The organism is Bradyrhizobium sacchari, from assembly GCF_002068095.1.
Classification (GTDB): Bacteria; Pseudomonadota; Alphaproteobacteria; order Rhizobiales; family Xanthobacteraceae; genus Bradyrhizobium; species Bradyrhizobium sacchari.
Genome location: NZ_LWIG01000002.1, coordinates 125,537 through 137,223, shown reverse-complemented (window position 1 = coordinate 137,223; position 11,687 = coordinate 125,537). Strand labels below are relative to the sequence as shown.

Here is an 11,687-nt window from a genome sequence, read left to right as displayed (position 1 = left end):
ACCCGAGCAAGCTGCAGGCGCGCGGACTGGTGCCGCAGGACGTCATCAACGCAATCCAGCAGCAAAGCCAGCAGGTCTCCGCCGGCCAGGTCGGCGCGCCGCCGACACCGCCGGGCCAGGCGTTTCAGTACACGCTCAACGTCAACGGACGGCTCGACGACACCACCCAGTTCGAGAACATCATCGTCAAGACGGGCACCAGCGGCGACGTCACGCGGGTGCGCGACGTCGGCTGGGTCGAGCTCGGGGCGCAGACCTACAGCCAGATCTTCTCGCTCAACAAGCAGCCCGCCACCGGCATCGGCGTGTTCCAGTCGCCCGGCGCCAACGCGCTCCAGGTCGAGCAGGCGGTCGAGAAGAAGATGGCCGAGCTCGCCAAGCGCTTCCCCGAAGGCATCAAATACGACACGCCGTTCGACACCACCAAATTCGTCGAGGCCTCCGTGCACGAGGTCTACACGACGCTGATCGAGGCCGGCCTCCTGGTGCTGGTCGTGATCCTTGTTTTCCTGCAGGACTGGCGCGCGATGCTGGTGCCGGCGACGACGGTGCCCGTCACCATCATCGGCGCCTTCGCCGCGATGGCGGCGCTCGGCTTCACCATCAACATGTCGACGCTGTTTGCGATCGTGCTCGCGATCGGCATCGTCGTCGACGACGCCATCGTCGTGGTGGAAGGCGCCGCGCACAATATCGAGCAGGGCATGAACGGCCACGACGCCGCGATCAGGGCGATGGACCAGCTGTTCGCGCCGATCGTCGGCATCACGCTGGTGCTGATCTCGGTGTTCCTGCCGGCCTCGTTCCTCGCCGGCCTGACGGGCCGCATCTATTCACAATTCGCGCTGGTGATCGCGGCGACCGCGCTTTTGTCCGCCATCAACGCGGCGACCCTGAAGCCGACGCAATGCGCGCTGTGGCTGCGGCCGGCGGTGCCGCCGGAGCAGCGCAATTTCTTCTATCGCGGTTTCAACAACGTCTATAACCGGCTGGAGCGCGGCTATACGCGGCTGATCACCTTCCTGGTCAGGCACGCCACGGTGTCGGTCGCGGTCGCCTTGGTGCTGATCGGGATCGGCGGCTACGGCCTGTCACGGGTGCCGACCGGCTTCCTGCCGATCGAGGACCAGGGCTATTTGATCGCCGCCATCCAGCTGCCCGACGGCGCCTCGCTGGAGCGGACCCAGAAGGTGCTCGACCGTGCGAGCGAGATCATCAAGGACGCGCCCGGCGTCCAGCAGGTCATCACCATCGCCGGCATCTCCGCGCTCGACAGCAGCGCGAGCCTTGCCAATGCGGGCGTTGCCTACATCATCCTGAAGGATTGGGGCGCACGCAAAGGGCCAGGCGAAGATCTGCGCTCGCTGGTCTTTGGCCTCAACGACAAGCTCGCCGTGATCATGGAGGCGCGCACCATCGTGCTGCCGCCGCCGCCGATCCAGGGCATCGGAAACGCCGCCGGCTTCTCGATGCAGGTCGAGCTGCGTGACGGCAACAGCGATTTCGCCAAGCTGCAGGCGATCACCGGGGCGATGGTCTCCAACGGCCAGAGCCAGAGCGCGCTGCAGCGCGTGCAGTCCTCGTTCCGCTCGTCGGTGCCGCAGTTCAACGTCGAGATCGACCGCATCAAGACCCAGACGCTGCACGTCACCACCGACCAGGTGTTCTCGGCGCTCTCGACCTATCTCGGCTCGTCCTATGTCAACCAGTTCAACAAGTTCGGCCGCGTGTTCCAGGTCTACACGCAGGCCGATCCCGCCTTCCGCGTCACCGAGCGCGACATCGCCAACATGCAGGTGCGCAACTCGAACGGCGACATGATCCCGATCGGCACCGTCGCCACCATCACGCCGGCGACGGGGCCGTCGCTGATCAGCCTCTACAATCTCTATCCCTCCTCGACCATCATCGGCCTGCCGGCGCAGGGCTATTCCTCCGGCCAGTCGCTGAAGCTGATGGAGGAGATCGCGGACAAGACGCTGCCGCCGGGCACCGGCTATGAATGGACCGCGATGTCGTACCAGGAGAAGGCGGTCTCGAATCAGATCTACTGGGTGTTCGGGCTTGCCATGCTGCTGGTCTATCTCGTGCTCGCCGGTCAGTATGAGAGCTGGTATGCGCCGATCTCGGTGATCCTCGCCGTGCCGCTGTCGCTGATCGGACCGATGCTGATCCTCAATGGCCTCAAGATCGACAACAACCTCTACTGCCAGATCGGCCTGATCCTCCTGATCGCGCTGTCGGCCAAGAACGCCATCCTGATCGTCGAGGTCGGGCTGGAATTGCACGGCCGCGACGGCAAGCCGATCCTGGAGTCGGCGATCGAGGCGGCGCGCGCCCGCTTCCGCCCGATCCTGATGACGTCGTTCGCCTTCATCCTCGGCGTGGTGCCGCTGGTGCTCGCGACCGGCGCCGGCGCCAGCGCCCGCAAGTCGATCGGCATCACGGTGTTCTCGGGCATGCTGGCCTCGACCTGCCTCGCGGTGCTGTTCGTGCCGGCCTTCTTCGTGGTGGTGCAGCGCTTCGAGAACTGGCGCGCCTCGAAGAAGGAGCCGAAGCCGCAGGCGGCGGAGGTAAAGCCTTAGCTTTTTTGGGCCGCTCAAACAAAAAGTGCGAAAACAACCCCATGCACAGTAGAGACGGGGTTGAAAAAGCTTCAGAAATTTCGGTCTTGCCGAAACGACTTGCTCCGTCGGGCAAAACAGGAGCATAATGGCATGATCGGCAGGCGTCGGGTGAAGCACCCATTCATCCTCCGGCATTGCGAGCCAACGGGTCTCGCGAAGCGCGGCCGGATGACAGGCTCCGCGAAGCAATCCAGAATCCCTCCGCGGAAAGACTCTGGATTGCGTCGTCGCAAGGGCTCCTCGCAACGACGATGTGGAGCGAGTGCCGCCCTCACGCCGGCTGCGGCGTCCGGATCTCGCGCGGCAGAATCAGCGCGGCGGCGATCGCCAGCAGGCAGAGCGCGGCGAAGGCGTGCAGCATGGTGACGAAGCCGCCCTGCTCGTAGAGCCAGGCGACCAGGCCCACCGACGCGCCGGCCGCGGTGAAGCCGACGAAATAGCGCACGGCATAGGCGCGTGAGCGCCATTCTTCCGTGGTGTACTTGCCGACCATGGCATCGTTCACCGTGACCTGCCCGAAAGCGCCCATGACGATGCCGATGGAAACCAGGATCAGCGGCAGATTGCTCAGGCTGGCGGCGAGATACAGGAACGGCGCCAGCATGAAGGACAACGGCAGCGCCACCGTCTTCAGCGAGTAGCGGTCGAGCAGCCGGCCGATCGTGTACTGCGTCATCGCGCCGAACACGTAGACGCAGGCCGCGATGACGCCGAGCAGCGCCGGGCTTTTGGTGAGATCGGCGAGCCGCTCGGCGAACAGTTTTGGCAGCGCGACGGTGACGGCGTTGAAGGTCGTGGAGATCGCGATCACCACGATCAGCAGCGCCAGGATCACGCGCCACATGTCCTGCTTGGCCACCCGTGCCTGCGCCGCCGCCTGCTTCGAGCCCTTGCGGTCCTCATGCACGACGCTCATCGCGAAGGCGATGCCGATCAGGATCGTCACGACGCCCGGGACGATGAAGGCGAAGCGCCAGCCGAGATATTGGCCGATCACGCCTGTTACCAGCGCCGAGGAGGCGACGCCGAGATTGCCCCAGACGCCGTTGATGCCCATCTCGCGGCCGAGCCGGTCGGCATAGGACACGATCATGGCGGTGCCGACGGGATGGTAGATCGAGGCGAAGATGCCGATCGCAAGCAGTGCGGCGCCGAGCTGCACCGGCGTCTGCACGAAGCCGACCGAGATCATGGAGGTACCAATGCCGACGAAGAAGATCAGCATCATGTGGCGGCGGCTCCAGCGGTCGCCGAGCCAGCCGGTGAGCAGCGAGCCGGCGCCGAAGGCGATGAAGCCCGGCGTCGCGTAAGGCAGCAGCTCCGAATAGGCCATGCCCAGCGCCGGCCCCATGATGATCACGGCGGCGGCGAAGATCAGCATCGAATAATGGTCGATGAAATGGCCTGCGTTGACGAAACTGATGACCCGGCTGGGGCTGTTCATTACGAATCCTCTCCTGCTCCGAAATGAGTTATATGTCGGACCCATGACGGGATGCTGCCAATGACTGTCTTGGAAACGCCAATCTTGGAAACGCCAATCCTGCGGGAGGTCCGGAGCAACCACCGCTCGCCCGCGGGCGTGCATCTGGTCGCGCGCGACTATCCCAAGGGCATGCGGATCGACCTGCACATGCACCGCGAGGCGCAGCTGATCTATGCGGCACGCGGCACCATGCAGGTGACGACGCCCGGGGGACGCTGGCTGGTGCCGCCGGACCGGGCCGTCTGGGTGCCGGCCGGGCTGGAACATGCCATCGACCTGCTCGCCGACATCGAGATGCGCACGCTGTATTTCGACCTGTCCTGGCTCAAGCGTGAAAAGCGCTATGCGGGATTGACCCGGGAGTTCGTGGTGCGGGTGTCGCCGCTGCTGAACCAGGCGATCCTGGCGCTGTTCGACGCGCGCAATACGGAAGAGCGCACGGAGCTGCTGGTGCGGCTGGTGATGCTGGAACTGCGCCAGGCCGAGGATTCCGCGACCTTCGTGCCGCTGCCGCGCGAGCCGCGCTGCCGCCGCGCCGCGATGATCGTGCTCGACGATCCCACCGGCCTGCACGACATCGACCCCCTCGCGCGCGAGGTCGGCACCTCCGCCCGCACGCTGTCGCGGTTGTTCTCCACGGAGACTCAACTGAGCTTCAAGAGCTGGTGCCAGCGCGCGCGGATTGCGGCGGCGATCCAGCTTCTGTCGACGGACGCGAGCATCTCGGTGAAGCAGCTCGCGACCCAGCTCGGTTACGCCAGCGTGCCGGCATTCTCGGCCGCGTTTCGGCAGGTGACGGGGCGGACGCCGACGGAGTTTGCGGGGAAAGGGTGAGGTACCGTGCGCTCCCCACCCGTCATTGCGAGCGCAGCGAAGCAATCCAGAATCTTGCTGAGGTGGCAGTCTGGATTGCTTCGCTGCGCTCGCAATGACGGTGTTTGAGGCAGCTTGCCCCTTCTCCCAATGTCACCGCATGACCGCTCCCCCGGCATGTCGGCATTCTCCAAACGCACGCCCCAACTAAAGATGCCGCATTCGCCTGCTTGATTGTGATCGGCTTCTGCCTAAATCCCGTGTAAGCTTCCCGCACCGCACAAACCCGGATTCGAAAAGCCCAGATGGCCAATGCCTTCTTCTCCGACCTGCTCGCCACGATCTCTGAGCGCGGCCGAACGCTGCTTCGGCGCAGAGACGGGTCTGACACCAAACAGGACGCAGACGGGCTGATCGAGCTCTGCGACGCGTTGCTGTCGGGCCGGGGCGAAGCCTCCGGCACGGCGATGGCGCGGGAGGTGCTCGATCTCTACAGGGAGCTGGATGCGGCGGGACGCCGCGCCTTCTTCGAGGCGCTGGTGCGCGATTTCGGCCCGGACCGGGAACGTCTGTCCCAGGCGATCGAGAAGTGGCGCGCCAAGCCGACCGACGAAGACGCAAGCTCGCTGCATTTCGCCTCGGAGCCGCGGCGGCAGGAGCTGATCCGCCGCCTGAACCGGGCGCCCGGCGGCACCGGCGATCTCGTCGCCATGCGCGCCGACCTGCTCGGGATGATGAACGGGCACGCCGATCTCGCCGCGCTCGATCGCGACGTCTCACATCTTCTCTCTTCGTGGTTCAACAGGGGGTTTCTCGTGCTGCGCCGGATTGACTGGTCGACCCCGGCCAACATCCTCGAAAAGATCATCCGCTACGAGGCCGTGCACGAGATCAGCGACTGGGACGATCTGCGTCGCCGCATCGATCCGGTCGACCGCCGTTGCTACGCCTTCTTCCATCCGGCCATGGTCGACGAGCCGCTGATCTTCGTCGAGGTGGCGCTGACGGAGACGATCCCCGGCGCGATCGCGCCGCTGCTCGCGGTCGACCGCCAGCACCTTCCGATCGAGCGCGCGCGCACCGCCGTGTTCTACTCGATCTCCAACACACAGCGCGGCCTTGGCGGCATCTCCTTCGGCAGCTTCCTGATCAAGCAGGTGGTGGAGGAGCTGCGCCGCGAGACGCCCAAGCTCGACACCTTCGTGACGCTGTCGCCGGTGCCCGGCTTCATGCAATGGGTGAAGCAGGACAAGGATTTGCCGCTGGCGGACGAAGACCGCGAGGTGCTGAAGCGCCTCGACGATCCCAAATGGTTCGAGAGCCCCGAGACCACGACGCTGCTGCGCGGCGTGCTGGAGCCGCTCGCCGCCCATTATTTCCTGAAGGCACGCACGCCCAAGGGCCGGCTGATCGATTCCGTCGCCCGCTTCCATCTCGGCAACGGCGCAAGACTCGAGCGCATCAACTGGCTCGGCGACCTTTCGCCGAAGGGCGTGCGCGAGTCCGCTAGCGTGATGGTCAATTATCTCTACCGTCTCGACGACATCGAGAAGAACCACGAAGCCTACGCCAATGACGGCGAGGTCGTGGCCTCCAGCGCGGTGAAGAAGCTGCTCAAGGGCGAAGGGCGCCGGCTGCTGGACATGCGGCTGTCGTAGGGGCTCTCTCCACCGTCATTGCGAGGAGCCCTTGCGACGAGGCAATCCAGACTACCGCTGCGGGAAGATTCTGGATTGCTTCGCTGCGCTCGCAATGACGGAATGTGTGGCGGCAGCTTGAGTACCCCAACCTGCCGTTCGCCGCGGATCAGGATGTCGGCAACGGCGCTCGCTCTGTCCACCGTCATTGCGAGGAGCTCTTGCGACGAAGCAATCCAGACTGCCGCCGCGGAAAGACTCTGGATTGCTTCGCTGCGCTCGCAATGACGGAATGCGTGGCGGCAGCTTGAGTACACCAACCTGCCGTTCGCCGCGGATCAGGATGTCGGCAACGGCGCTCTCTCCACCGTCATTGCGAGGAGCTCTTGCGACGAAGCAATCCAGACTGCCTCTGCGGAGAGAGACTGGATTGCTTCGCTGCGCTCGCAATGACGGAGTGTGTGGCGGCAGCTTGAGTACCCCAACCTGCCGTTCGCCGCGGATCAGGATGTCGGCAGCGGCGCTCGCTCTCTCCACCGTCATTGCGAGGAGTACTTGCGACGAAGCAATCCAGACTGTCGCTGCGGAGAGACTCTGGATTGCTTCGCTGCGCTCGCAATGACGGAGTGTGAGGCGGCAGCTTGAGTACCCCAACCTGCCGTTCGGCGCGGATCAGGATGTCGGCAGCGGCGCTCGCTCTCTCCACCGTCATTGCGAGGAGTACTTGCGACGAAGCAATCCAGACTGTCGCTGCGGGAAGATTCTGGATTGCTTCGCTGCGCTCGCAATGACGGAGTGTGTGGCGGCAGCTTGAGTACCCCAACCTGCCGTTCGCCGCGGATCAGGATGTCGGCAACGGCGCTCGCTCTCTCCACCGTCATTGCGAGGAGTACTTGCGACGAAGCAATCCAGACTGCCGCCGCGGGAAGATTCTGGATTGCTTCGCTGCGCTCGCAATGACGGAATGGGTGGCGGGCGCCTCGCGCGATTCCACCCCGTGCGTTCCGGGCCTATGAACGACCCTGCTCCCTCGTCCGTCATTGCGAGGAGCTCTTGACAAGGCAATCCAGACTGCCTCCGCGGAGAGACGCTGGATTGCTTCGCTGCGCTCGCAATGACGGAATGGGTGGCGGGCGCCTCGCGCGATTCCACCCCGCGCGTTCCGGGCGCCTATGAGCGACCCTGCTCCCTCGTCCGTCATTGCGAGGAGCTCTTGCGACGAAGCAATCCAGACTACCGCCGCGGGAAGATTCTGGATTGCTTCGCTGCGCTCGCAATGACGGAGTGTGTGGCGGCGCCTTCCGCGATCCCGCGCGTTCCGGGCGCCTATGAGCGACCCTGCTCCCTCGTCCGTCATTGCGAGGAGCTCTTGCGACGAAGCAATCCAGACTGCCTCCGCGGAGAGAGACTGGATTGCTTCGCTGCGCTCGCAATGACGGAGTGTGAGGCGGCGCCTCGCGACTTGTTACTGCCGGTCAGATTAGCGTTTCGTACAAGTCCATCCAGTCTGGATTGAGGCTCTCGATCAGCGCAAGCTTCTTTGCCCGGCTGCCGCCCTTGATCTGCTTCTCGCGTGCAATCGCGTCGATCATGGTGTCGTGCAGTTCGTACCAGACGAGGAGTTTGCAACCGTACCTCGATGAAAAGCCCTTTACCAATCCCTCCCGATGCTCGAACGCTCGGCGCGGCGGATTGGAGGTGACACCTGTGTAGATCGTCCCGTTGCGGCGATTGGCGAACATGTACACGCAGGGTTGCTTCATGATCACACTCGGCTAAGGATAGGCCTCCACGATATCACAACCAGGAGATGATTGCTAGGATTTCGCCACCTCGTCATTGCGAGGAGCTCTTGCGACGAAGCAATCCAGATTGCCTCTGCGGAGAGAGACTGGATTGCTTCGCTGCGCTCGCAATGACGGAATGCGCAGAAACGCCTGACGAGTGAAGCACGCCTCTCTCCTTCGTCATTGCGAGGAGCTCTTGCGACGAAGCAATCCAGACCGCCTCCGCGGAGAGACGCTGGATTGCTTCGCTGCGCTCGCAATGACGGAATGCTCAGAAACGCCTGACGAGTGAAGCACGCCTCTCTCCTTCGTCATTGCGAGGAGCTCTTGCGACGAAGCAATCCAGACTGCCTCCGCGGAGAGAGACTGGATTGCTTCGCTGCGCTCGCAATGACGGAGTGTGTTGCACCAGCGCACCCCTACTCCGCCAGCGCCTTCATTTCCTTGTAGAGATCGGACTTGCCTTCGAAGCCGATGCCGGGGAGATCGGGCATGGTGATGTGGCCGTTCTCGACGCGGACGCCGTCGGGGAAGCCGCCATAGGGCTGGAACAGATCGGGGTAGCTTTCGTTGCCGCCGAGGCCGAGGCCGGCTGCGATGTTGAGCGACATCTGGTGGCCGCCGTGCGGGATGCAGCGGCTCGGCGACCAGCCGTGGGTTTTCAGCACGTCGAGCGTACGCTGGTATTCGCAGAGGCCATAGGACAGCGCGCAGTCGAATTGCAGCCAGTCGCGGTCGGGGCGCATGCCGCCGTAGCGGATCAGATTGCGGGCGTCCTGGTGGCTGAAGAGATTCTCGCCCGTCGCCATCGGACCGGGATAGAACTCGGCAAGCGCGGCCTGCAGCGCGTAGTCGAGGGGATCGCCGGCCTCCTCGTACCAGAACAGCGGATAGTCGCGCAGCATCTTGGCATAGGCGATGCCGGTCTCGAGATTGAAGCGGCCGTTGGCATCGACGGCGAGCTGCGCATCCTTGCCGATCTCCTTCAGCACCGCCTCGATGCGGGTGCGATCGTCGTCGATCGGCGCGCCGCCGATCTTCATCTTGACGACGTTGTAGCCGCGATCGAGATAGCCGCGCATTTCAGCCCGGAGCATCGAGAGATCCTTGCCGGGATAGTAATAACCGCCGGCGGCGTAGACGAAGACGCGCGGATTGGCTGTGACGCCGTGGCGTTCGGCGAGCAGACGGAACAGCGGCTTGCCGGCGATCTTCGCCACCGCGTCCCACACCGCCATGTCGATGGTGCCGACCGCGACCGAGCGCTCGCCGTGGCCGCCGGGCTTCTCGTTGGTCATCATCGCGGCCCAGACCTTGTCGGGGTCGAGATTGTCGCCGGCCGCGTTCAGCAGCGACTTCGGATCGGCCTCCAGGATGCGCGAGGCAAAACGCTCGCGGATCAGACCGCCCTGCCCGTAGCGGCCGTTGGAGTTGAAGCCGTAGCCGACGACGCGCTTGCCGTCCGCTACGGCATCAGTGACGACCGCAACGAGGCTGGTCGTCATCCTGGTGAAGTCGATATAGGCGTTTCGGATCGGCGAGGAGATCGGTTTTGTGATCTCGCGGACGTCGACGATGCGGACGGACATGGGGATGGCCTTTCACTTTCGTCATTGCGAGCGCAGCGAAGCAATCCAGACTGCCACCGCGGAAAGATTCTGGATTGCTTCGCTTCGCTCGCAATGACGAGGAGAGAGTGCGTTCCTCGCAATGACGAGGAGAGAGGGTGTGCCCTCGCAATGACGAGGAGGGAGCGCGCCGCGCTTATTTCTTATCCCTGAAATACGGCTCCACCGGCCCGTGCACCTTGATGGTCAGCGGGTTGCCGTAGCGGTCCTTGGCGTTGCCGGCGGTGACGCGGACCCAGCCTTCGCTGATGCAGTACTCCTCGACATTGGTCTTCTCGATGCCCTTGAAGCGGATGCCGACGTCGCGCGCCAGGATGTCCGCGTTGTAATAGGGGCTGTTCGGGTCGACCGACAGGCGGTCGGGAAATTCGTCGCTCATGATTGTCTCGCTCACAACAGTGTTTCGATTTGCTGCCGCAATCCTTCCGGCTTTGCGGTCGGCGCGTAGCGCGCGATGACCTTGCCGGCACGGTCCACCAGGAATTTGGTGAAATTCCATTTGATGGAGGCGCCGAGCAGGCCGGATTGCTGACGTTTCAGGTACTCATACAGGGGATGCGCATTGGCGCCGTTGACGTCGATCTTTTCGAACAGGGGGAAGGTGACGTCGTAATGGGTGGAGCAGAATTCCTGGATCTCGCTCGCCTGTCCCGGCTCCTGCGCGCCGAACTGGTTGCAGGGAAAGCCGAGCACCGAGAAGCCGCGCGGCGACAGATCGCGATAGAGATCCTCGAGCCCGCGATATTGCGGCGTGAAGCCGCATTTGCTGGCGGTGTTGACGATCAGCAGCACCTGTCCCTCGAACCGGCGCATCGGCACCTCCTCGCCGAGAAGCGAGTTGGCCTTGAAGTCGTAGATCACAGACATCGCTAACCCACGGGATCGATCGGCGACGGCGGCACGCCGCCCGCCTCGATCGCTTCGCCTGCGAGGAGACAAAGGTCCTCGCGGTAGCGGCCGGAGACGATGTGCACGCCGACCGGCGCCTTGCCGACGAGGCCGGTGGAGACCACGAGGCCCGGCAGGCCCATGAAGGGAATCGCGATCTGCGGCAGCTGCGCTTCCCAGACCCGCTTGAAGGACTCCTCGTCCTTGCGGTCGAGATGATCGGGGAACGGCAATTCGCCGGAGACCGGCGTCAGCAGCACGGCGTATTGCTCGAAGAACAGCATCCAGTCGCGCGTCAGCGTGGCTCTTCGGGTCAACGCCTTGGCGAAGTTCGCCTGGTCCATCGGCGTGACCCTGCCGCGGTTGCCGCGCAGGCAGGCTAGCGCGCCGGGATCGCCCTCGCGCTCGGCCATTTCCAGCTGCGCCTCATAGCCGTCGCCGAGCCACAGCTTGATCTGCCACTCGACCGCCTCGCGCATCGGTGGGGCGTTCTCGATCGTCTCGACGGTCCAGCCGGCGCGCTCCAGGCGCTTGCCGGCATCGATCACGGCCGCCTTCACCTCCGGCGTCGTAGCGAGGCCATCCGGGTTGAGGCAGAGCGCGGCGCGCTTGGGACGCGCGGGCCCTTGCAGCGGCGCCGGCACGAACCAGGGATCGCGGATGTCACGGGCCGACATCGCTTCGAGTGAGATGCGCAGATCGTTCACGGTGCGCGCGAGGGGTCCGGAGACCGCCATGATCTGCGGGCCGATCGGGCGCTCCGGCAGCGCCGGGTTGAAGGCGGGAATGCGGCCGAGCGTCGGGCGCAAGCCGTGCACGCC

General features: G+C 64.4%; 9 protein-coding genes. 3 read left to right on the top strand and 6 right to left on the bottom strand.

Annotated features, from left to right (window positions below; all coding sequences use genetic code 11):
• Positions 1-2,585 (top strand): efflux RND transporter permease subunit (locus A5906_RS05070; RefSeq protein ID WP_245326593.1); only part of this gene is annotated, 2,585 nt, incomplete at its 5' end.
• Between the two features lie 313 nt (positions 2,586-2,898).
• Here the strand turns inward: A5906_RS05070 and A5906_RS05065 are convergent.
• A complete protein-coding gene (locus A5906_RS05065; RefSeq protein WP_080134184.1) occupies positions 2,899-4,071 on the bottom strand; it encodes an MFS transporter in 1,173 nt (390 codons plus the stop codon).
• 51 nt (positions 4,072-4,122) lie between these two features.
• Here A5906_RS05065 and A5906_RS05060 point away from each other — a divergent pair, with 51 nt between their 5' ends.
• Both A5906_RS05060 and A5906_RS05055 read left to right on the top strand, forming a co-directional pair.
• Positions 4,123-4,947 (top strand): AraC family transcriptional regulator, encoded by an 825-nt coding sequence (locus A5906_RS05060; protein ID WP_080134183.1) that lies wholly within the window; start codon positions 4,123-4,125, stop codon positions 4,945-4,947.
• A 284-nt stretch (positions 4,948-5,231) separates the two neighbouring features.
• The gene (locus A5906_RS05055) at positions 5,232-6,584 is read left to right on the top strand and encodes a malonyl-CoA decarboxylase (RefSeq protein WP_080134182.1); all 1,353 of its coding nucleotides are present in this window, start codon (positions 5,232-5,234) and stop codon (positions 6,582-6,584) included.
• A gap of 1,454 nt (positions 6,585-8,038) precedes the next feature.
• Here A5906_RS05055 and A5906_RS05040 read toward each other — a convergent pair.
• The 5 genes from A5906_RS05040 to A5906_RS43825 all read right to left on the bottom strand — a co-directional run.
• Positions 8,039-8,326, bottom strand: coding sequence for a GIY-YIG nuclease family protein (locus tag A5906_RS05040; RefSeq protein ID WP_080134217.1), 288 nt, complete (start codon positions 8,324-8,326; stop codon positions 8,039-8,041).
• Between the two features lie 443 nt (positions 8,327-8,769).
• Positions 8,770-9,939: a D(-)-tartrate dehydratase gene (gene tarD / locus A5906_RS05035; protein ID WP_080134179.1), complete on the bottom strand. Its 1,170-nt coding sequence runs from the start codon at positions 9,937-9,939 to the stop codon at positions 8,770-8,772.
• A gap of 175 nt (positions 9,940-10,114) precedes the next feature.
• On the bottom strand, positions 10,115-10,357 hold the full coding sequence (locus A5906_RS05030) for a DUF3297 family protein (protein WP_035730878.1): 243 nt from the start codon (positions 10,355-10,357) through the stop codon (positions 10,115-10,117).
• 11 nt (positions 10,358-10,368) lie between these two features.
• Positions 10,369-10,845, bottom strand: a complete 477-nt coding sequence (locus tag A5906_RS05025) for a glutathione peroxidase (protein ID WP_080134178.1) — start codon at positions 10,843-10,845, stop codon at positions 10,369-10,371.
• Positions 10,846-10,847: 2 nt separating this feature from the next.
• A partial coding sequence (locus A5906_RS43825) for an amidase family protein (protein ID WP_245326592.1) occupies positions 10,848-11,687 on the bottom strand: 840 nt, incomplete at its 5' end.